Here is a 21,561-nt window from a genome sequence, read left to right as displayed (position 1 = left end):
TAACGCCGAGATGAACCTGTTCGCTGAACTACTCGCTGCGACGCAGAAATCCCAAGGAGGCGCCTCCACCGCAACCTCTTCTTCTGTTGTCACCCAGACGGGTCCCCGTATTCAGAAGAGTCGTCGCGGCGTTGAGGTGAAGAGCGCCCGCGAGATCGACACGATGCGCCAGGCCAGCCGGATCGTGGCCACCGTGTTGCGCGAAATCATGGAGATGGCGGCCCCGGGCATGACCACCGGCGATCTCGACGCCCATGCCGAGAAGCGCATCCGCGAGATGGGAGCTGTGCCCAGCTTCAAGGGCTATCACGGGTTTCCGGCGAGCATCTGCGCCTCGATCAACAACGAGGTGGTGCACGGCATCCCCAGCAACAAGCGGGTGATCAAGGCCGGCGACCTGATGAAGATCGATACGGGTGCCTACTTCGACGGCTATCACGGCGACAGCTGCGTGACCATCTGTGTGGGCGAGGGTGTGCCCGACCACGCCCGCACCCTCTCTCGCGTCGCCCAGGAATCGTTGATGAAAGGTCTGGCCACTGTGAAGGCCGGCAGCACCCTGCTGGATCTCGCCGGAGCGGTGCAGGATCACGTCGAGGCCCACGGCTTTGCCGTGGTGGAGGACTACACCGGCCATGGCGTGGGCCGGAACCTGCACGAGGAGCCCTCGGTGTTCAACTACCGCACCCGCGAGCTGCCCAACATGAAGCTCCGCCCCGGCATGACCCTGGCGGTGGAGCCGATCCTCAACGCCGGCAGCAAGGCCTGCCGCACGCTCAAGGATCGCTGGACTGTGGTGACCGTGGACGGCAACCTCTCGGCTCAATGGGAGCACACCATCGCCGTCACCAGCGATGGCTGCGAAATCCTTACCGACCGCGATTTCTGAGGGGCCTCAGCTAGTTGAGCTCTGGCTCGTGGCCTTGAAATAGAGCCAGCGGCTGAAGCTCGCCAGGGGCATCAAGAGATAGGTGAGTGGATTGGGGGTGACGATCACCAGCCCCCAGTTCCAACCCACCTGGCGCAGGATTTCCCGGGCCACGAAGGATGCACTCATCACACCGATCGGGTTGAGGGCTGAACGGAAGGGCCCCAGCACCAGGCGCCGAAGCCGCAGCTGCGGCCCAGCCAGATCCAGGCTCCGCAGGCTCAGCAGCTGGCCCTGCAGCCGTTTGCTGATTTCGTAGAGAGGGCTCACCGCGGCCTGAATCTCGGCCTCAGAGGTGTTCATCCACAGCTCTCGAGCCACGCTGTGGGCTGGAGCGGCGTTGGCGATGCCGGCAAAGAGCTCCAGCAGGCGCCAGCTGCTCAAGGCATTCACCTCCAGCGATCGCTGTACGGCTTCGGCACTGCGGTCGGCATGGCTGTTGAACCCGTGGTTGATCACCAGCACGTCACAGCGCTCCAGCACGGGCTGAAGATCCTGTTCCGCGCCGCAGTGCCAGCGCACCTGCTCAAGCGGCACCACTTGGCCATCGGCGCTGGTGAGGCAGAGCGGGGCATCACTGCTCGTGAGGGCCACCAGAGCGGCGCCCTGCCGATGCAGCTCTAGCAACAGTGCTCTCCCCAGGCTGCCGCTGGCTCCGGTCACGGCCACGGTGCGTCCGGCAAAAGGCAGCTCTGACATCGGCAATGGGCGTTGGCGTCAGCTTGCGGCATCCTCAAAGCAGTTGGAGTGGCGCGGATGTCGGCGGCGCTGGTGGCCCTGTTTGCTCCCTACTGCCAGGGCGCTGCCGATCCCGCCGCTCTTGAGCAGGGGCTGCAGCTACTCGCGCAGGGCAGCCTGCAGGGCCAGCGCCCCCTGCGCCCGGCTGGCCAGCGGCCATTCGCGTTGCAGTGGCAGCCGGGCGTGGCGCCGCTCGAGCCAGCTCAGGTGCGGCTCTCGGTTGAGGGGGTGGGCCTGGATCAACCGGTGCTCTACAGCTTTGAGCTGCCCACCCATCGGCTGCTCCATTGGTTGATGGCCTGGCAGGCGGCGGGTGGGGCGGCCGGTCAGCCTGCGGATCTGCCGGAGGCGTTCTGGCAGTGGTTGATTCTTGGGCTCGATCCTCACGCGTTGCAGGCCTAGATTCGCCGCACCAGCGTTCGCCTCATGGGTCACGACAGCGCGAGCTCCCACGCCCGTTCGTCGGCCCTGTTGATCGGCTCGTGTGAACCGTTCAGTGGTAAGTCGGCAGTGGTGTTGGGGCTGGCCCGCCAGTGGCTGCAGAGGGGTTTGGCCGTGCGCATCGGCAAGCCCCTCGCGGATAGCGCTGAGCTGGGGGCCGGCGGCAGTGCCCCGCTGATCGACGATGACGTGCGCTTCGTGGGCCAGATCCTCGGCCTCAGTGAAGAGCAGTTGGTGCCTTCGGTGCATCTGCAGGGTGCCGGCGCTTCGCGGGAGCGACTGCTGGCCGGCAATCTCAAGGCGGGTGAAGGATTCGCGGCCCTGCAGGAGCAGCTTAGCGCCGGCGGTGAAGGCATCACGTTGTTGGAGGGTGCCGGCGGCCTCAGCGATGGTTTGCTCTATGGCCTGGATCTGGTCCAGGTGGCCCGGGGTCTGCAGGCACCGGTGGTGTTGGTGCACAGCTGGAGCGGCTGCCACAGCGCCGAACCCCTTCTGGCGGCCCGCGAGCAGCTGGGCGATCTGCTGTGCGGGGTGGTGCTGAATGGTCTGCCGCCTGAGCAGGTGGATGCTGTGCGCTCTGAGGTGGCGCCGGCCCTGGAGCGGCTCGGGGTTCCGGTGCTTGGGGTGATGCCCCGTTCGCCTCTGCTGCGCAGCGTCACGGTGGAGGAGCTCACCCGCCGCCTCGATGCTGAGGTGCTGTGCTGCCGCGATCGGTTGGATCTGCTGGTGGAAACCCTTTCGATCGGTGCGATGAACGTGAACTCCGCCATGGAGTTTTTCCGCCGTCGCCGCAACATGGCTGTGGTCACCGGTGCCGATCGCACCGATATTCAATTGGCGGCCCTGGAGGCCTCCACCCAGTGCCTGATCCTGACCGGTGCCGGTGAACCCCTCCCCCAGTTGATTTCGCGGGCCGAAGAACTGGAAGTGCCACTGCTCAAGGTGGAGCACGACACCCTCACCACGGTTGAGGTGATCGAAAGCGCGTTTGGGCATGTGCGCCTGCACGAATCGGTGAAGGCCACCTATGCCTTCCGCTTGGTGGAAGAGCACTGTGATTTTGAGCCGCTGCTGAAGCGTTTGCGACTGCCGGTTCCCGCGTGAACACTGCTAGTTTCGAGTCGTCAGCAGGTGGTGTGCGTTGACCCGGTCTCTTGATTTACCGGCTCTAGACCGGATCGACACCCTGGCCCAGGAGCTGGCCATGCTCCAGGACCGCAGCAAGCGGCGGATTGCCATTCTTGGCAGTCGTCATGTGCCGGTGGTGTCGGTGCATCTGGTGGAGCTGGTGTCGCGCTCGCTGGCCCAGGAGGGCCACAGCCTGATCACCTCGGGTGCCCAGGGTGTGAACTCAGCGGTGATCCGCAGCGTGCTGGAGATCGATGCCTCGCGTCTCACGGTGCTGCTGCCCCAGAGCTTGGATCGCCAGCCCCGCGAATCGCGCGAGCAGCTCGAGCAGGTGCTGCACCTGGTGGAAAAGCCTGAAAACGATGAGCTGCCCCTGCCGATGGCCAGCAGCCTCTGCAACCAGGAGATCATTCGCCGCTGCGATCAATTGATCTGTTTCGCCTTCCACGACAGCGAAACGCTGTTGGCGAGCTGCCGCACGGCGGAGGATATGGGGAAGGTGGTGAGTTTGATGTTTTTTGATTGATCTGTCGAAGCGACAGATCAATGCAAGCGTTTGTGCGACCGGGGCGTATGCCTGCAAGCAAAAGCCCCGCCTAGAGGCGGGGCTTGATGGTCTTGAGCGGTTCTGTTCAGTCGGCCTTTTGGGGTGACGTTGATCAGATGAAGTTGAAGTTGCCGGCGAGGAGTTGGTCGGCGTTGTTGATGAAAGCGATCTCCTGGTATTGACCGTTGCGGAAGTCGCCGGTGCTGCTGTAGCGGATCACGTTGTTGGTGGTGTCGATGGCGAGGGCTGGTGCGGACTGGAATTGGAAGCCATCGAGGTTGGCAGCGGTGTCCTTGAGGATCACGTTGCGAGCACCGCGGTTGGCGAACACATCGTTCACGGTCTGCAGATTCGCTGCTGCACCTGCGTCGTAGTTGGAGTAGGTGGCTGCGTCGAGCTGAAGGATGTCGTAGTTGGCAGCGTTGTTAGCCTGCCCTGCGAAGCCGGTGATGAAGTCCTGATCGAGGGCATTGGTGATGCCGATCAGTTTCACGGTGTCGCTGGCATTGTTGTTTTTAAGGGTGATGAAATCTTGGCCACTGCCGCCGTTGAGGGTGCTGGAGGCACCGAGCTCAGAGCCGATCAATTCATCGGCGCCGCCATTGCCATTGATGATGGCATTGAATAGACCGCCTTTGAAATTGTCGCCTTGAATACCCTGTCCTCCCTCAATCCGTAGAGTTTCCTGGTTGCTACCGCCGTTGAAGGCGTTCATCACCACACCGCTGCTTGCCGCCGTGAGGCCAGAGAAGTCGAAGCTGCGAGCACCGGCTTCCACAGCGCCGTTGATCGTGTGCTTTACAGCAGAGTTAAAGGATCCAGAGATATTGAGGGTTTTCAGGCCGGAGACCTTGTCGAAGAATGAGGATGCGCCGTTGTCCTGATCGGCGGTAACGCTGATGGTTTCGATGCCCGAGATTTCCTGAACACCGCGAATGGCATCTCCGAGCCTGTTGGCGCTGTTGGTGTTGAGCAGCAGGCGGTCGTTGTCTGTGCTCGAGGCATCGTTGATGCGATCGTTTTGCCCCAGCCGACCTGCAGCCGCGGTGATCTCGTCATCCTGAGCGGTGAGCCGTTGCCCGTCATCCACAAAGCCGTTGATGTCCTGTCCGCCTTGGGTGCTGGTGTAGATGTCGCGGTCAGCGGTAAGCGCGATGCGGCTGCCGTTGAAGTTGATGGGAGGGAGTTCGCCGACCGTTGTGGTGTCGAGATCGAGATTGACGGAAGCGGAGCCGCGCTTGGCCTTGATGGTGAAGGCGCTGGTTTGGGAGTCGGGATGCAGATCGCCGCTGGCATCTTGAAAGATGAGGTTGCCTGCATCGCCATTGAGGTCTGTGGCGACAAGGCTGATGCTGCCCTTTTTGGCTTTTTGCAGTGCTTTTCTTGTCTTGAAGGAGAGCTCGAAGGAGTTGCTGCCGTTCAGGACTTCACTGTCGAGGGTTTGTCCCTTGCTGTTGACAGCGGAGATGGACATTCCTTGTGCAGCGATGCCGCCGTTGATGGTGCCTTGCAGGGTGAAGGTCTTAGGAGCTTGAGCCATGGTGGTGGACGAGATAAGGAGTGATGAGGGGTGTGCCCCTCCGACTCCTTGAGCTTCTTCCGGCTCAAACTGATGCGCGTTGATCGCAGTCTCTAAAAACTGTGATCTTGGTCACAGGGCATTCACTGCATACAGAAACCGCCCCCGAAAGGGCGGTTTCTGTATGGTTCACGCGGTGTTCAGGCGACAATCTGCACGTTCTGAGCGGCGGAGAAATTGGCGAAGTCGTCGATTGTGGCGATGGTGATCGAGTTGGTTGCAAAATTTCCGTTTGGGCTGTATTTGAGGAAGCCAAATGTCGTGTCGAGAGCCAGCCAGGCCGTGCCCTGTTGACTTACGTTGGTGGCATTAATGTTGTTCAGCGTGTCAACGATAAAGTAGTTTTGTGCTCCATTCACAGCTGCTGTTGCTGCTGCTGCTTCGGCTGCCGTGGCCTGGCGAACGGCTGTATTGGCTGTGTAATTAGTGAATGCACTTGCATTGAAGCGAAGAATGTCATAGTTGCTAGCGTTTGTGTTGAAGCCTGTGAAACCTGTGATTGCGTCGGCGTCCAGTAGTGATGTGATGTTGACAAGGCTGACAACGTCTGTCGCGTTGTTTGCCCTTAGTGTGATCGCGTCGACGCCTTGTTGTCCTGCAATTGTGGAAGATGACTGAAGGGGCCCTGTGATTTGGTCTGCTCCTGCTCCGCCTTGGATATTGGCTTCGCCAAGGCTCGCTTGGAGAACGTCATCGACGAAAGATCCGACCACTGTTATGGCTTCTGCTGTATCAGTGGTAAAACCTGCCCCATTGGTCATATTGATGCCGCCAGTCCTAACGCCCGAGAAGTTGAAGTTACGTGCTCCTGAGTCAAGGTATCCCAGAATTCGTAGTTGATTGGTGAAGGTTCCCTCGATGATTACATTGTTGACGCCGCTTATATTGGTGAACCCTCCTCCTAGGTAGGCTTCTTGGCTGGTGTCGTTTGAACCGGTGATATAGATGTTCTCAATTTCCCTGATGGCAGTGATGGTGGCTGTGGCTAACTGGATTGTGTTGTTTGTGTCTGAGGCGATTCTGATTTCGTCGCTGTCGCCAGATGTATTGTCTCTAAGGTCGTCGGATTGGCCTAGGGTTCCGGCATCAGACGTCACAATGTCTTGGCCTGTGGTAAACCGTGAGCCGTTGTCCACAAAGCTGCCGCCGATTACTTGGCCGCCCAGCGCGTCTGAATAGATGTCTTGAAAGGTGGTCAGCGCGATCCGATTCGCGGCCGGGTTCGGGGGTGGGATCGGGCTGACGGGGTTGTCGAGTGAGAACGAATAGGTGAAGGTCTGAGGCGATTTTTTGGAACTGGCCCTGAATCGTGACGTTTCTCCTGGGGTGAGTGAATATTGAATGCCGCTGCTGGTGAAGTTTGCGGCTGTGGAGGCATTGAGATCTTCGAATTTGATGACGCCGTTGAGCTGTTTCTTGTTGGTCTTAAAGCTAATAGTGAAATCTCCGGCGGACCCAACTTCGCCTTGCTTTAGGGTTTTGCCTTTGACGCTGTAGTTGTAGGCAACTTCGGTGACGTCGGTTGCGTTGGTGACGTCACCGACGATGAAAAACTTGTACTTTCTGGCTATGTTGAGTGGATCCGATCCTCATTCTTAGTAGTGAAGAGGGCGCCGTTTTCCTGGTCGACTCGTGATTCTTTAATGTTCTCGTCATGATTAGTCACACGTAAGCTTGTTTACGTTTGCTCTGTTTGTTGCTTATGGCGCCAGGAGCCCGCTCAGATAAAGAATCCCCGTGCACGTCATCGCCCCCGCCCAGCACAGCGAGCGCAGTGGTGGCAGGTTGGCCACATAGGCGGCGATGTAAGCCAGGCGCAGGCCGGGGTAGATCCACGCAGCCGCGATGGCCGTGGTGCTGTCCACCTGTCTGATCAGGCACAGCAAGGCAGCCGGTGCAAACAGCACAAACGCTTCGAAGCTGTTGAGGTGAGCCCAGTTGGCGCGTTTGCCCCATTCCGGCAAGCGATCAAACATCGCCCTTGGCGCGGCCAGGTCGCTGATTTGGAAATCGGCTTGGGATCTGGCGGCGCCTAGGGGAATCAGGCTGGCCACGACCACGCCGGCGGCAAGGCAGAGCGACCAGGCAAACGCAGATTGCATCGAGGCTGCACGCCGCGGGGCCGGCGGTTGGAATCAGCCTCCTTTTCTAGGCTGGGCTCAGTTCCAGCCGTTGCCGCTGCTCTGCCCATGGCCGACACCTATTCCTTTGACGTGGTTTCTGACTTCGACCGTCAGGAGTTGGTGAACACCCTTGATCAGGTGCGCCGCGATGTGTCGACCCGCTACGACCTCAAGGATTCGAACACCGAGATCGACCTGGAGGAAACCAGCTTCACGATCACCACCGCCAGCGACATGACCCTCCAGGCGGTGGAAGATGTGTTGCGCCAGAAGGCCACCAAGCGCGATCTCTCCCTCAAGATCTTCGACTTCCAGACCCCCGAACCCGTGGGCGGCAATCGGGTGAAGCAGCTGGTGAAGCTGCGCAAGGGCCTCAGCCAAGACCTGGCCAAGAAGCTCAGCAAAACCGTGCGTGATGAGCTCAAGAAGGTGACTGTGGCGATTCAGGGCGACGCGCTGCGGGTGACCGGCAAGAGCAAGGACGACCTCCAGGCCGCCATCAATCTCCTCAAGGCTCAGGACGTGGAGGTGCCTCTCCAGTTTCAGAACTACCGCTGAACGGCAGCGGCAGCATCTCAACCTCTGGCAGACCCACGGCCAGCTGGCTGAGGCGAGCGTGCAGGGTGCGGGCCAGCTGTTGGAACGCGGGGGTGTGGACAAACTCCCGCCGGACTACCAGCGCTTCGCCGGATTGGATCGGCAGTTGCAGCGGCAGGCGATGCATGGCCGGTCCTGGTAGCTGCAGGCTCAGCGCCGTGCCGTAGCCAATGGTCAGTTCCTGCTCGGTTTTGCCTTCCCACAGCTGCCGCTGGTAGCGCTTCATGCGCACCGGTGAGCTCCAGAGCCCGAGCTGGCGCAGCGCCCTCTCAACCTGGGGGTAGGCATCCGCCGGCAGAGCCAGACTTGGGAAAGCGGCCAGATCGGCAAAGCACAGTGAGGGCCGATCCAGGAGCGGGTGGCCCTCCCCCACCAGGCAGTGCACCGGCATCTGCGAGAGGGTGAGGCTGGTGAGATCGGGATCCTCGGCTTCGGGCAGGTCGGGCAGGCCAGACAGCCACACATCCACGATCCGCTCGCGCAGCAGCTCCCAGTTGCGCTGCACGCCCACGATGTTGCATTGCCCCAAGGTCCAACCCTGCGGCACAGGCGTGCACAGCAATGGCCCTGACCAGTAGGTGGCTTCCAGGCGCAGCGGCCGGTGCCCCATCCAGCGGGCGATCTGATGCACCCTCCGCTCCGCCGCCAGCAGGGGCTCATCCCCGATCAGATCCCATTCCCCATCAAGCTTGTGGCCCTTGTTCCCAAACAGGCGCAGGCAGCGGCTCGCCACACGTGACACGCTCGATTGGCTGATCCCCAGACGCTCCGCCACGGCGTCCCCCGTCCGCAGCCAGAGAAGCCCATCGAGAGCGGCCAGCACGTCCTGCTCGACCAAGTCGGATCTGGATCGCAACACCCCAGCATCGGCCAACGATGGGGTGATGCAGCCTTCGTAGAGTTGAACTAGTGCCTTGCAGCTGCACATGGCCAAGGGCAGCTGGCGCTTCTGGATTGATCGCGGTGGCACCTTCACCGACGTGGTGGCGCGCTCCCCGGAGGGTGCGCTGCTGGTGGAGAAGGTGTTGTCGGTGCAGCCCGATCAGCCGGGTGATCCGGCGGTGCGAGCCATCCGCCGTTTGCTGGGGCTGGATGCTTCCGATGCCCGCATACCCGAGGGCTGGATTGAGGAGATACGGCTCGGCACCACGGTGGCAACCAATGCCTTCCTCGAGCAGAACGGTGCGCCCACGCTGCTGCTGGTGAATCAAGGCTTCGCCGATCTGTTGGACATCGGCGACCAGCACCGCCCCGATCTGTTTGCGTTGGCGATTGAGCGCCCTGATCCGCTCTACCAGCGTGTGATCGAGATTGAGGGTCGCATCGGAGCTCACGGCGAGGAGTTGGAGCCGTTGCAGCTCTCAGAGGAGCTGCAACGGCAAGTGCAGCAGGCTTGGGCCGATGGCGTCCGCAGCGTTGCTGTGGCCCTGCTGCACAGCGTGATCAATCCGAGCCATGAGCAGGCTGTTAGCTCCTGGTTGGCGTCGTTGGGGTTTGATCAGATCGCCTTGTCGCATCAGGTGAGCCCGTTGCCTCGCCTGGTGCCCCGGGGGCATACCACCGTGCTCGAGGCGGCGGTTGCGCCGGTGCTCAGCGCCTATCTCCAGCAGCTGCGGGCGGATCTGGGCAGTCATGTGCCGCTTCAGGTAATGCAATCCAGCGGGATGCTCACCGCCCCCGAGGCGCTCCACGCCAAAGACACGATCCTTTCCGGCCCGGCCGGCGGGCTGGTGGGTGCTGCTCGCACCGCTGCCGCTGCCGGCTTCCAACGGATCGTTGGCTTCGATATGGGGGGCACATCCACCGATGTTTGCTACGTGGAGGGCGCCTGGCCCCGCCATCAGCAGGTGGAGTTGGGCGGCGTTCCGATCCAGGCGCCGATGTTGGCAATCCACACCGTGGCTGCCGGTGGTGGCTCCTGTTTGAGTTTCGACGGTCTTCGGTTGGCCGTCGGTCCGGATTCAGCTGGCGCAAATCCAGGGCCGGCTTGCTACCGGCGTGGTGGCCCGCTCACAATCACCGATGCCAATGTGATGCTGGGCCGGCTGCAGCCGCAGCACTTCCCGACGTTGTTTGGGCCGGAAGGTGATCAGCCCCTGGATCTCGGGGTGGTGCAGCAGCAGTTCAAGGCTTTGGCCGCCGCGATGGGCTGCAGCCCTGAGCAGGCGGCGGAAGGCGCTTTGGCTGTGGCCCTAGAGCGCATGGCGGAAGCGATCCGCCGCATTTCGATTCAGCAGGGCCACGATCTCAGGGAAGCGGTGCTCTGCAGCTTTGGCGGCGCGGGCGGCCAGCACGCCTGCGCCTTGGCGGAGCTGCTCGGCATGCGCCAGGTGCTGCTGCATCCACTGGCGGGTGTGTTGTCGGCCTATGGCATCGGCTTGGCTGATCAGGGCCAGCTGCTGGAGCAGAGCGTGGATGAGCCGCTCAGTGATGCCCTCCTGCCGCAGCTGGATCAGCGTGCTCACCGGATCCTCCAGTCCCATCTGCCGGAGGGTTTGGGTGTTGATGGTGGCGTTCGGCTGGAGCGCCTGTTGCATCTGCGCTGGCCGGGCTCCGATCAAGCCTTGCCGGTGCGCTGGCCCCAGGAGGCCAGCGCGGCGGAGCTGGCCGAAGCGTTTCAGCAGGCTTATCGCGCCCGTTACGGCTATCTCCCCTCGAGGCCTGCAGGAGCTGCCGGCTGGCCGGAGGTGGGGCGTTTCTCACTGGAGCTCACCTGGCCTGGCGCGCCGTTGCACGTGGCGCCCCCTGCCGATGCATCGGGAAACGAAGCCCCGAGCTGCTCCGTGCAGCTCCACATCCATGGCGCCTGGCAGCGCGCGCCGTTATGGCAGCGTGAGCACCTGGCTGCGGATCAGCAGGTCACTGGTCCGGCGTTGATTGCCGAGGCCACGGGCACCATCCTGCTGTTGCCTGGCTGGCGTGCACGTGTGCTGCCGGCGGGCGAGCTGCTGCTGGAGCAGCAGGCCGTGGCGTCTCGGCGTCCGCTGGCGGCCAGCACGACCCCGTTGGATCCGATCCAGCTGGAGTTGTTCAGCCATCGCTTCATGGCGATCGCTGAGCAGATGGGCACGCGTTTGCAGCAGACCAGCGCTTCGGTGAACATCCGCGAGCGACTCGACTTTTCCTGTGCGCTCTTTGATGCCGAAGGTCGTTTGGTGGCTAACGCTCCGCATATTCCTGTTCACCTGGGCTCGATGGGGGAGAGCGTTCTGGCGCTGCTGAGGGATGTGCAGTGCGGCGCCATGGAGCCGCTCGCCCCGGGGGATGCGGTCGTCTCCAACAACCCCTTCAACGGCGGCACCCACCTGCCGGATCTCACGGTGATCAGTCCAGTGTTTGCCGGCGATCAACTGGTGGCCTTCGTTGCCAGCCGGGGGCATCACGCCGATGTGGGCGGCATCACGCCGGGCTCGATGCCGCCCCACAGCACCACGATCGAAGAGGAAGGCCTGCTGCTCGACAACGTTCCTTTGGTGCGTGATGGCCGCTTGCTGGAGGCGAACTGGCGAGAACGGCTCAGTGCAGGAACCTTTCCGGTGCGCAATCCAGATCAACTCATGGCTGATCTGCAGGCTCAGCTGGCGGCCAATCACCTGGGGGTGGAGCGGCTTCAGGCGCTGATGGAGCGCCAGGGCCTCGATTCGGTGAGCAGCGCCATGCGCCAGGTGCAAGACCATGCCGCCGAAGCCGTGCGCCGGGTGATTGATCAGCTCGCCGATGGCGCCGCGCGAGTGCGGATGGACTGCGGCGCCAAGATCGTGGTGGCCGTGCAGGTGGATCACGCCCTCCGCCGTGCTCGGATCGACTTCAGCGGCTCCTCGCCACAACAGCCCAGCAACCTCAACGCTCCCCTGGCGATCACCAAGGCGGTGGTGCTCTACGTGTTCCGCTGCCTGGTGCAGGAGCCGATTCCGCTGAACGCAGGATGCTTCGAGCCGCTTCAGCTGGTGGTGCCTGAGGGATCGCTGCTTAACCCTCTGCCCCCGGCGGCGGTGGTGGCGGGCAACGTGGAAACCTCCCAGGCGGTTGCCAATGCCTTGTTTGCGGCGCTTGGCGTGATGGCGGCTGCCCAGGGCACCATGAACAACCTCAGCTTCGGCAACGCGCGCTGCCAGTACTACGAAACGATCTGCGGCGGCACCGGCGCTGGTGAGGGCTATGCGGGCGCTTCAGCGGTGCAGTCGCACATGACCAACTCCCGCCTCACCGATCCGGAGATCCTGGAGCAGCGGCTGCCCGTGCGGCTGGAGCGATTCAAGATCCGCCGCGGTAGTGGTGGTGCCGGCCGTTGGCGCGGTGGCGATGGGGTGGTGCGGGAGCTGCGGGCATTGGAGCCGATCACCGTGTCGTTGCTCACCGGTAGCCGAGAGGTAGAGCCCTTTGGCCTGGCCGGTGGAGAGCCCGGCGCCTGCGGCGCCAACGTTTTGCTGCGGGCCGATGGGGAGCTGGTGCGCTTGCCGGGCCGTGCCGCTGTGGAGCTGGCGGTGGGGGATCGGGTGATCGTGGAAACGCCGGGGGGTGGGGGGTATGGACCGGCCGAGCGGAACTCCAGACTTTGACCAGTCCGATTGCCATCTCTGCCGTGCTGCTCTGTCGCCTGTTGGTGGGCATCGCTGCAGCCCTGGCCCTTGCTCCTGCCCGCGCCAACCTGTTGCAGGAGCAGGCCCAGCGTTTCCATCCGGTGGAATCCAGCGGCGGCATGGTGGCGGCTCAGGAGGCGCAGGCCGCGGCGGTGGGAGCTCAGATCCTGCGCCAGGGTGGCAATGCGGTGGATGCGGCGGTGGCTACATCGTTTGCGTTGGCGGTCACGCTGCCGCAGGCCGGCAACCTGGGTGGTGGTGGATTTCTGGTGCTGTGGCTTCCGCGCAGCGGGCCGATCAGCACCTGCAGAGCCGTGGCTCGCGAGGCTTCTCCTCCCCAGGCGCTGGCCGTTGGCCGCGGCGAGGCGGTTGCCCTCAACTTCCGTGAAACGGCGCCCCAGGCCGCTGGCCCTGATCTCTTTCTCAATCCCGACGGGAGCGTGAACCGTGAGCGGGCCCTGCGCAGCCTGCTCAGCACCGCTGTGCCTGGCACGGTGGCGGGGCTCACCCGGGTGCAGGCGCGCTATGGCTGTTTGCCCCTGGCAGCAGTGATGCAGCCCGCGATCCAGTTGGCCGAGCGGGGTTTTCCCGTGGGGGCTGAACTCAGCGCTTCCCTGGAGGCTGCGGCGCCACTGCTCAAGGCCCATCCCGCCAGCGCCCGGCAGTTTTTCAAGGCCGGTGGCAAGCCTTATCGGCCCGGTGATCGGCTCAGGCAGCCAGAGCTGGCCGCCAGCTTGCGCTGCATTGCCGAGCAAGGCTCCAGCTGCTTCTACCGCGGTCGCTTGGCTGCGCAGCTCACGGCTCTGATGCGGGCCGAGGCTGGCCTGATCACCGCGACTGATCTGGCGGCCTATCAAGCCCCCTGGGCCACGCCGCTGCAGGCCACATTTCAGGGGCATCGGGTGCTCACCATGCCGCCCCCCAGCGGTGGCGGCGCCACGCTGCTGCAGCTGCTCAACGTGCTCGAGCCGCTCAAGCTGGCCCAGAGCGGTCTCAACAGTGCCGCCACGATTCACACGATGGTGGAGGCGATGAACCTGGCCTATCGCGATCGCAATCGTCTGCTGGGCGATCCCGATCAGGTGGTGATGCCCCTGGATCGTCTCCTCAGTGATCGTTATGCGGTGGAGCAACGGCTACGCATCCGTGCCGATCGCCATCGGCCGGCGGCCGAGCTGGAGGCAGAACCCAGCCCCCTGGGGGAGGGCACCAACACCACCCATCTCTCGGTGGTGGATCGCGATGGCGGGCTGGTGGCTACCACCACCACCCTCAACACGGCCTATGGCAACGGCATCACGGTGCCGGGAGCGGGCTTTCTGCTCAACAACGAGATGGATGACTTCACGGCCAAGCCCGGTGCACCGAATGCCTACGGCCTGCGGCAAGGCAGCCAGAACGCCATCGCACCAGGGCGCCGCCCCCTCAGCTCGATGACACCCACGCTGGTCTTCCGCCCGGATGGATCACCCCTCCTGGCCACCGGGAGCCCCGGCGGCAGCCGCATCATCACCACGGTGTTGCAGGTGTTGCTGAATCGCTTGGTTCATGGCCTCAACCTCGCTTCCGCGGTCGCCGCGCCCCGGCTGCACAGCCAGCTCTGGCCTGATCAGATCAGCATTGAGCAGGGCTTCAGCCCAGACACGCAGACGCTGTTAGGGCAGCGAGGGCATGTGGTGAAGCTGGTGGCGGCCATGGGGTCGGCTAATTCCGTGGAGGTGCGTTACGGAGCTGGCGCCAGGGCCAGCGCCATCGTGGGCAGCCTTGGAACTGCGGATCCACGCCGCGTGGATGCGGCCGCCGTGGCCGAGCGGCCCTAGAGGACACGGCGATCGAGGGCGCCTCAGCCTCCCAGCAGCAAGCTGCCGCTGGCCATCACCGCGTAGAGCGTGAGTAACAACGACCCCTCGTACCAACTCAGCTCGCGGTTTTCGGTGATCCAGTGCACGGCCAGCACCGTGGACCCCAGGCAGAACAGGGCATCGCCCGGGATCGCCATGTGCAGGTAGCGCCCCATCGGCATGCCACAAAGAACCAGGAGCGGCAGCACAAACAGCAGCAGCTGAACGCTCGACTCCACGGTGCTCGTCATCGCCAGATCCATGCGATTGCTCAGAGAGGCTTTCACAGCAATCAGCCCTTCAGAGAAGGATCCAAACAGCGGCAGCAGAAACAGACCCACAAACAGTGGATTGAGGTGCGCCCCATCCACCAGCAGCTGCAGCGATTCCACCAGGCGCTCGGACACACCCACCAGCAGCAGGCTCGCCAGCAGCAGCATGCCAATCAGCACCACCAACGGACGTTCTTCACCAGTGGGTGGCAGCACCTGCTCCGATTGCTGACGCACATAGAGATTGCGACCGGTGCCCAGTTGATAGACGAACGACAGCAGATAGAACACCAGCACCAGGCTCGCGACCACCGTTGAATAGGTGGCAAAGCCATCAAATCGGTTGCTGCCGTCGCTCATCGCATGGCGTAGGCGCACAAAAAAGATCGAGGGCACAGCCAGAAAGATGGTGCTCACCAGCAATTGCTGGCTCTGCAATCCGGTGCTGTGGGGATGGATCCGGATCGTGGCTGTGTTGCGGGCGCTCAGGCAGGTGCTGATGCCGAGGACCAGCAGGCAATTGGTGATCACGGCGCCGGCGATGGAGATCACCACCAGCTCATACAGGCCGCTGGCCAACGCGGTGAATGACACCACCAGTTCCACCAGATTGCCCAGGGCCACACTCACAAGGCCGCCGATGCGATCGCCGAGGCGGTCGGCCAGGGCTTCCACCATCTCGGCGATCATCCGGGCCAGGGGCACCAGGCCAAGCCCGCACACCACAAACCAGCCGATCAACTGGCTGATCGGCATCGCTGCATCCAGCCTGGCCATCAGGGCCGCCGTGGTGAAGAGCAACAGCAGGCTCCAGCGGCTGGCCAGCAGTTCGCGGCCGAGGCCCATCCACGCGTTCCCCATTGCTGTGATCAGCTCCCCAGATAGGCGGCTTTCAGTTCGGGATTCTTGAGCAGATCCGCGGCGTTGTCCTGCAGTTGGATGCGCCCGGCTTCGAGCACATAGCCGCGATCGGCGATCTCCAGAGCTGCTTGGGCGTTCTGCTCCACCAGCAGGATCGTCTGGCCGTTGCGATGCAGCTCCGCCAGCACAGCCATCACCTCCGTCACCAGCTTCGGGGCCAACCCCAGGCTGGGTTCATCCAGCATCAACAGCTCCGGCCGGCCCATCAACGCTCTGGCGATCGCCAGCATCTGTTGCTCGCCGCCGGAGAGGGCTCCCGCCTGCTGCTGCTGCCGTTCCGCCAGGCGTGGGAAGAGCGCGTAACAACGCTCCAGATCGGCGGCGATCCCGCTGCGATCGCGGCGCAGGTAAGCACCGAGTTCGAGATTGAAGGCCACGCTTTGGCGGTTGAGCAGCCGCCGACCCTCCGGGCAGTGCCCGATGCCGAGCTTGAGGGTGCGATGGGCCGGCACGGTCGCCAGGTCGGCGCCATGCCAGAGAATCCTTCCGCTGCTGGCGGGCTCCAGCCGTGAGATGGCCCTCAGGGTGGTGCTCTTGCCGGCGCCGTTCGAGCCGAGCAGCGTCACCAGTTCGCCGCGCTGCACCTGCAGCGACACCCCTGCCAGAGCCTGCACACTGCCGTAGTGCACCTGCAACTGCTCAATCTGCAGCAAGGGTTGGAGCGAGGGTGGTGGCTGGATGCTGCTGCTCATCGGCTGCCTCCCAGGTAGGCCTCGATTACGCGCGGATCCCGTTGGATCTGTTCTGGGGTGCCGAGGGCGATCAGGCGCCCGAAATCCAGCACCGCCAGCCGCTGGCAGAGCTGTATCAGTAGGGGCACATGGTGTTCGATCACCACCAACGTCAGCTGATGGCGTTGACGCAGCACCGCCAGCAGCTCGCACAGCTGTTCCTTCTCGCGGGGGTTCATGCCCGCGGCCGGTTCATCCAGGAGCAGCAGTGCTGGCGCGGTGGCCAGTGCTCGGGCGATTTCCAGCCGGCGGCGATCGCCATAGGCCAGGCCTGAGGCCTGGCGATGGGCTTGATCCGCCAGCCCCAACTCCTCGAGCAGTTGCATGGCCCGTTGGCGAAGCTCGCTCTGGCGGCGCTGGAATCGAGAGCTGTTCAGCAGGGCATCGAGCCCGCTGCCCTGGGGCTGGCGATGCAAGGCCACAAGCACGTTGTCGAGCACGCTCAGCCCGGTGAAGAGCCGCAGGTTCTGAAAGGTGCGGGCAATGCCCAGACGGTTGTGGCGGTCGGGGCTGAGTCCCTGCATCGCCTGGCCTCGCCAGTGGATCGTGCCGCTGGAGGCTGGGGTGACTCCTGAGAGCAGGTTGAACAGGGTGGTTTTACCGGCGCCGTTCGGGCCGATGAGGCCGAAGATCTCACCTTCCTCCACCTGGAAGCTCACCTCGCTGAGGGCCTGCAAGCCGCCGAACTGACGGCTGATCTGCCGCAGCTCCAGCCATGGGCCTGCCTCGGTCTTGGTGGAGCTGCTCATGGCTTCCACCGCCCCAGCCGCTCCAGCAGTGCTGGGGTGATCAGCCCCTGTGGGAACAACACCGGGCCCAGCAGGATCACCAGGCCAAAGAGCACCAGCCGCAGATCACCCACCGGCCGCAGCAGTTCCGGCAGGGCGGTGAGCAGCAGTCCGCCGATCACGGGCCCGAGCCAGCTACGGGAGCCCCCCAGGATCACAAAGGCGAGAGTTGTGATCGCCACATCGAAGCTGCCTTGGCGGGCATTCCAAGTGTTGAGGTAATGGGCGGCGATCACGCCAGTGATGCCCGCCAGCACGGCGCTGGCCACAAAGGCGGTGAGTTTCACCCGGGTGGTGTGGATGCCCATGCAGCGGCTGGCGAGCTCGTCATCGCGGATCGCAGCCATCGAGCGGCCCAGGCGGCTCGCTTCCAGGCGTTGACAGAGCCAGCCGCACGCCGCCAGCAGGCCGCCGCTGAACAGCACGTAGCCCAAGGGTTGTTGAAACGGTTGAGGGATGCCGAAGATGCCGGCGGCACCTCCTGTGAAGGGGAGGTTGAGGATGGCCACCCGAACGATTTCCACCAGGGCGATGGTGGCGATGGCGAGGTAGATCCCCCGTAGACGCAGCACCGGCAGCCCCACCAGGAGTGCCAGGCCAGCGGTGAGGCCTGCTGCCAGGAACATTTCCCCCACCATGGCCCCAAGCGTGATGCCGGCTTGGGCGTTGTCCTGGGTGGAGAGCAGCGCCGCGAGGGTGCCGCCCACGGCATAGAAGGCCGGGGTGGCCAGTGAGAGCTGCCCCGCCGCCATCGGCAGATACACCGACAAGCCCAGCAGGGCCCCAAGGATCATCTGCACCAGCAGGCCGTTATCGATCACAGCGCCTCTCCCATCGATTCAGACCTTCTCCAGCTGGCGGCGGCCCAACAGACCACTGGGGCGCAGCACCAGCACGGCGAACAGGATCGCGAAGGCGAGCGCATCCCGCCAACCGGAGGCTTGCGAAGGAATCAGTGCTTCGGCCAGCCCCATCACCAGGCCTCCCACGATGGCGCCCGGCACGCTCCCCAGGCCCCCCAGCACCAGCACGGCCAGACCCTTGAGGCCGTAGCTGATGCCGAAGTAGGGGCCCGCCAGGCTCACGCTCATGCCGATCAGGCCGCCTCCGAGCCCCGCGAGCATGCCGCTGAGCAGAAAGGCCAAGCGCACCACGGCCTCGCTGTTGATGCCCAGCAGGGTCGCAGTGGTTGGGTCCTCCGCTACGGCGCGCATCGCCTTGCCGCTGCGGCTCTTGTCTAGCCAGAGGCTGAGGCTGGCCACGGCAAGCGCCGAGATCGCCAGCAGCAACACCTGGATGGTGCGGATGCGGGCGCCGCCGAGCAGCAGTGATTCCGGTAGGTGGGCGAGGCCGGCTGCACCTTGGGGGAAGGCGTAGCCCTCGGCTCCCATCAGCAGTTGCAGCAGGTTCACCAGCACCACGCCCGCTCCCAGGCTGGTGATCAGCGAGAGCAGCGGTTCGGCGCCGCGACGGCGCAGGGGCGCGAAGGCGATGCGCTCCACCAGCAGCCCGATGGCTCCTGAACCCAGGGCCGCCAGCAGCAGCGCCAGCCAGAACGGCAGTCCGATAGGCAGCCCCCATCCCGGCAGGGCACCGTTGACGCCGATCTTGCCCCCCAGCAGCAGGTAGGTGAGGTAGCCGCCAAGGCTGAACAGGGCGCCCTGGGCGAAGTTGATCACCCCCAGCACCGAGAAGATCAGCGTGTAGCCCAGAGCTACCAGGGCATACACCCCTCCACTGGCGGCGCCGTTCAAGAGGGTCTGCAGCAGCGTTTCCATCACGGCGCATCCTCCGGGAGCTCCTGCTCGCGCACCAGGGTGAAGCGGCCGCTGCGCCCGGTTGCATCCATGCGCACCTGGGCCACATAAAAACGCCCCTGCACCACTTCACCGTCAGGGCGGAAGCGGATCGGTCCCAGGGGGGTGTTGTAGCGGCCGTTGAGAAGTTCCTGCATCAGCTGCTGCCGAGCGTCGCCCAGGGTCAGGCCCTCAAACCCGCCGCGCTTCTGCACCCGCTGGATCGCTTCAAACACCACCTGGTAGGCAGTCCAGGCCTGGGCCGCGATCTGGCCCGGGGTGCGGCCCTGGTTGGCGTCGGCGAACAGGCGCCGGAAGGCGAGGTTCACCGGGGTGTTGAGCTCCGGGCTGTAGGCCTGGGCGATCAGCACGCCATCACACCAGCGCTGGCAGATCGGGTAGATGTTTGGGGTATTGAGGCCATTGCCTACCACGATCTGGCCGCGGTACCCCAGCTCCCGCAGCTGACGGATCAGGTTGCCGCCATCCACGGCCTGGGCTGAGATCACGACGATCTGCGGCCGCTGCTGCAGCGCAGCTGTGATCGGGTTTTGAAAATCGTTATCGGCCAGCTGGGTGCGTTGCACGCTCACCGGCTTCAGGCCCCGCGCAGCCAGAACTTTCTGGAAAATCGCCGTTTCGGCTGTGCTGTAAGCGTCGTCCTGGGCGAAGAACACGGCCACGCGGCGGGTGCCGGGTTCGCGGCGCAGGGCCTCATCGATCGAGAGCGGTGCGATCACCGAGCTCTGCGCTGAGACGCGGCTGATGAACGAACCGATCTGGGGAATGCCCTTGGCCGTATTGGAGGGTGCCACCACCGGCACCCCCTGGCGCTGGGCGATCGGGTCGGCGGCGAAGGCTTGCTGCGAGAGGGTGGGGCCGATCAAGGTGATCACCCCCTGGCGGATGAGCAGGTTGAAGGCCGCGATGGCGCTGGGCTCATCGGAGGCGCCGTCCTCTAGTTGCAGCTGCACCGGGCGGGGGTGTGGCTGAGCCTGCAGCCAGGCCTGCGCCAGGCTGATGCCCATGCGCTGGTCTTGGCCGTAGAGATTCGCATTGCCCGTGAGGGCCAGAGCTGCGCCAAGCTTGAGCGGAGCCGCTGGGCTCAGGGGTTGCGCGGCGGGATCACTGCTGCGTCCGAGGAACGCCAACAAGGCGAGCGCACCAGCCACAGCTGTGGCCAGACGGGCGCTGCCGCGGCGTCTGGCCACAAGCGGATCGATGGGGTTCAGGCCACCGCTGCGAAGCATTCGCGGAAGGCGGCGATGGTGGCGTCGATGTCCTCGTCGCTGTGGGCCAGGGAGGTGAAGCCAGCCTCAAAGGCGCTGGGGGCCAGGTAGATGCCGCGCTCGAGCATGGCGCGATGCAGCTTGCCGAAGCGCACGGTGTCGGCCGCCTTGGCTTCTTCGAAGTTGCGCACCGGGCCTTCGCAGAGGAAGAAGCCGAACATGGCGCTGATCGAGCCGCCGGTGATCGGCAGGCCGGCACTGCGGGCGCCCTCGATGATTCCATCGATCAGGCGCTTGGTGATCGCTTCGAGGCGCTCGTAGCTGCCGGGCTGCTTGAGCAGCTCCAGGGTTTTGATGCCGGCGGTCATCGCCAGGGGATTGCCGCTGAGGGTGCCGGCTTGATACATCGGGCCGGCGGGAGCCACCATGCTCATGATGTCGGCGCGGCCGCCATAGGCACCCACGGGCAGACCTCCGCCGATCACCTTGCCCATGGTGGTGAGATCGGGGGTGATGCCGAACTTCGCCTGGGCACCGCCGTAGCTGATGCGGAAACCGGTCATCACCTCGTCGAACACCAGCAGGGCGCCGTTCTCTTTGGTGAGTTCGCGGATGCCTTCCAGGAAGCCGGGCTCAGGGGTGATGAAGCCGGCGTTGCCCACCACGGGCTCGAGGATCACGCCGGCAATTTCACCGGGGTTCTCGGCGAAGAGCTTCTTCACCGCCTCGAGGTCGTTGTAAGGAGCGGTGAGGGTGCTGGCTGCAGTGGTGCGCGGCACGCCGGGGGAATCGGGCAGACCGAGGGTGGCCACGCCGGAGCCGGCCTTCACCAGGAACATGTCCGCGTGGCCGTGATAGCAGCCTTCGAACTTGATGATTTTTTCGCGGCCGGTGAAGGCGCGCATCAGGCGCAGCACCGACATGCAGGCCTCGGTGCCGCTGTTCACGAAGCGCACCATCTCCACCGATGGCACGGCATCGATCACCATTTCCGCCAGCTTGTTTTCCAGCGCGCAGGGGGCGCCAAAGCTGGTGCCCTTCTCCAGCGCCTCGTGCAGGGCGCCGATCACCTCAGGGTGGGCATGGCCGCAGATGGCAGGGCCCCAGCTGCCGATGTAATCGATATAGCGGTTGCCGTCCACGTCCCAGGCGTAGGCGCCCTTGACGCGGTCAAACACGATCGGCTGGCCGCCCACGGAACGGAAGGCGCGCACCGGCGAGCTCACGCCGCCGGGCATCAGCGTCTGAGCGGCACTGAACAGTTCCTGGGACCGGGTGGTGTTGTGCACGGGAGCCGAAACAGGTGCCGAGGTCAAAACGGA

General features: G+C 64.1%; 19 protein-coding genes. 7 read left to right on the top strand and 12 right to left on the bottom strand.

Annotated elements, in window-relative coordinates; all coding sequences use genetic code 11:
- The first annotated feature begins 10 nt into the window (after positions 1-10).
- Entirely contained in the window at positions 11-889 is an 879-nt protein-coding gene (gene map / locus H9532_RS03650; RefSeq protein ID WP_296365897.1) for a type I methionyl aminopeptidase, read from the top strand.
- Between the two features lie 6 nt (positions 890-895).
- Here map and H9532_RS03645 read toward each other — a convergent pair whose 3' ends face one another.
- On the bottom strand, positions 896-1,627 hold the full coding sequence (locus H9532_RS03645) for an NAD-dependent epimerase/dehydratase family protein (RefSeq protein ID WP_296365896.1): 732 nt from the start codon (positions 1,625-1,627) through the stop codon (positions 896-898).
- Between the two features lie 57 nt (positions 1,628-1,684).
- Between H9532_RS03645 and ebsA the strand changes: the two genes are divergently transcribed.
- From ebsA to H9532_RS03630, 3 genes are read left to right on the top strand one after another with little or no spacing between them, the layout of a single operon-like run.
- The gene (gene ebsA, locus H9532_RS03640; RefSeq protein WP_296365895.1) at positions 1,685-2,068 is read left to right on the top strand and encodes a type IV pilus biogenesis protein EbsA; all 384 of its coding nucleotides are present in this window, start codon (positions 1,685-1,687) and stop codon (positions 2,066-2,068) included.
- A gap of 24 nt (positions 2,069-2,092) precedes the next feature.
- On the top strand, positions 2,093-3,211 hold the full coding sequence (locus H9532_RS03635) for a phosphotransacetylase family protein (RefSeq protein ID WP_296365894.1): 1,119 nt from the start codon (positions 2,093-2,095) through the stop codon (positions 3,209-3,211).
- A 37-nt stretch (positions 3,212-3,248) separates the two neighbouring features.
- On the top strand, positions 3,249-3,761 hold the full coding sequence (locus H9532_RS03630) for a hypothetical protein (RefSeq protein WP_010310320.1): 513 nt from the start codon (positions 3,249-3,251) through the stop codon (positions 3,759-3,761).
- Positions 3,762-3,894: 133 nt separating this feature from the next.
- Here the strand turns inward: H9532_RS03630 and H9532_RS03625 are convergent, their stop codons facing one another.
- The 3 genes from H9532_RS03625 to H9532_RS03615 all read right to left on the bottom strand — a co-directional run bounded on the left by H9532_RS03625 (position 3,895) and on the right by H9532_RS03615 (position 7,463).
- Positions 3,895-5,322 carry a hypothetical protein gene (locus H9532_RS03625; RefSeq protein ID WP_296365893.1) on the bottom strand — a complete coding sequence of 476 codons (1,428 nt, stop codon included), beginning with the start codon at positions 5,320-5,322 and terminating at the stop codon, positions 3,895-3,897.
- Between the two features lie 179 nt (positions 5,323-5,501).
- Positions 5,502-6,458 carry a hypothetical protein gene (locus H9532_RS03620; protein ID WP_296365892.1) on the bottom strand — a complete coding sequence of 319 codons (957 nt, stop codon included), beginning with the start codon at positions 6,456-6,458 and terminating at the stop codon, positions 5,502-5,504.
- 603 nt (positions 6,459-7,061) lie between these two features.
- A complete protein-coding gene (locus H9532_RS03615; protein WP_296365891.1) occupies positions 7,062-7,463 on the bottom strand; it encodes an MAPEG family protein in 402 nt (133 codons plus the stop codon).
- Between the two features lie 87 nt (positions 7,464-7,550).
- Here H9532_RS03615 and H9532_RS03610 point away from each other — a divergent pair, with 87 nt between their 5' ends.
- Positions 7,551-8,042 carry a YajQ family cyclic di-GMP-binding protein gene (locus tag H9532_RS03610; RefSeq protein ID WP_296365890.1) on the top strand — a complete coding sequence of 164 codons (492 nt, stop codon included), beginning with the start codon at positions 7,551-7,553 and terminating at the stop codon, positions 8,040-8,042.
- Here H9532_RS03610 and H9532_RS03605 read toward each other — a convergent pair.
- The gene (locus H9532_RS03605; RefSeq protein WP_296365888.1) at positions 7,993-8,919 is read right to left on the bottom strand and encodes a LysR substrate-binding domain-containing protein; all 927 of its coding nucleotides are present in this window, start codon (positions 8,917-8,919) and stop codon (positions 7,993-7,995) included. The two genes, H9532_RS03610 and H9532_RS03605, sit on opposite strands and share 50 nt — an antisense overlap.
- 88 nt (positions 8,920-9,007) lie before the next feature.
- Here H9532_RS03605 and H9532_RS03600 point away from each other — a divergent pair, with 88 nt between their 5' ends.
- Together H9532_RS03600 and ggt are read left to right on the top strand one after the other, a co-directional pair.
- Positions 9,008-12,640: a hydantoinase B/oxoprolinase family protein gene (locus tag H9532_RS03600; RefSeq protein WP_296365887.1), complete on the top strand. Its 3,633-nt coding sequence runs from the start codon at positions 9,008-9,010 to the stop codon at positions 12,638-12,640.
- Complete coding sequence (gene ggt, locus H9532_RS03595; RefSeq protein WP_366664512.1) at positions 12,637-14,481, top strand: gamma-glutamyltransferase; 1,845 nt, start codon at positions 12,637-12,639, stop codon at positions 14,479-14,481. The genes H9532_RS03600 and ggt overlap by 4 nt, the downstream gene beginning before the upstream one ends.
- A 23-nt stretch (positions 14,482-14,504) precedes the next feature.
- Here the strand turns inward: ggt and H9532_RS03590 are convergent, their stop codons facing one another.
- From H9532_RS03590 to hemL, 7 genes are read right to left on the bottom strand one after another with little or no spacing between them, the layout of a single operon-like run.
- Positions 14,505-15,635, bottom strand: coding sequence for a calcium:proton antiporter (locus tag H9532_RS03590; protein ID WP_296365886.1), 1,131 nt, complete (start codon positions 15,633-15,635; stop codon positions 14,505-14,507).
- An 8-nt stretch (positions 15,636-15,643) separates the two neighbouring features.
- On the bottom strand, positions 15,644-16,387 hold the full coding sequence (locus H9532_RS03585) for an ABC transporter ATP-binding protein (protein WP_296365884.1): 744 nt from the start codon (positions 16,385-16,387) through the stop codon (positions 15,644-15,646).
- Positions 16,384-17,175 (bottom strand): ABC transporter ATP-binding protein, encoded by a 792-nt coding sequence (locus tag H9532_RS03580; protein ID WP_296365882.1) that lies wholly within the window; start codon positions 17,173-17,175, stop codon positions 16,384-16,386. The genes H9532_RS03585 and H9532_RS03580 overlap by 4 nt, the downstream gene beginning before the upstream one ends.
- Positions 17,172-18,035: a branched-chain amino acid ABC transporter permease gene (locus H9532_RS03575; RefSeq protein WP_296365880.1), complete on the bottom strand. Its 864-nt coding sequence runs from the start codon at positions 18,033-18,035 to the stop codon at positions 17,172-17,174. The genes H9532_RS03580 and H9532_RS03575 overlap by 4 nt, the downstream gene beginning before the upstream one ends.
- 18 nt (positions 18,036-18,053) lie before the next feature.
- The gene (locus tag H9532_RS03570) at positions 18,054-18,992 is read right to left on the bottom strand and encodes a branched-chain amino acid ABC transporter permease (protein WP_296365878.1); all 939 of its coding nucleotides are present in this window, start codon (positions 18,990-18,992) and stop codon (positions 18,054-18,056) included.
- Entirely contained in the window at positions 18,992-20,260 is a 1,269-nt protein-coding gene (locus H9532_RS03565) for an ABC transporter substrate-binding protein (protein ID WP_296365876.1), read from the bottom strand. The genes H9532_RS03570 and H9532_RS03565 overlap by 1 nt, the downstream gene beginning before the upstream one ends.
- Entirely contained in the window at positions 20,239-21,555 is a 1,317-nt protein-coding gene (hemL, locus tag H9532_RS03560; RefSeq protein WP_296365874.1) for a glutamate-1-semialdehyde 2,1-aminomutase, read from the bottom strand. The genes H9532_RS03565 and hemL overlap by 22 nt, the downstream gene beginning before the upstream one ends.
- Between the last annotated feature and the right edge of the window lie 6 nt (positions 21,556-21,561).

It is taken from the genome of Vulcanococcus sp. Clear-D1 (assembly GCF_014654725.1).
Classification (GTDB): Bacteria; Cyanobacteriota; Cyanobacteriia; order PCC-6307; family Cyanobiaceae; genus Vulcanococcus.
Note: the sequence above shows the minus strand (reverse complement) of the source record. Positions and strands in the feature narration are given on the sequence as shown.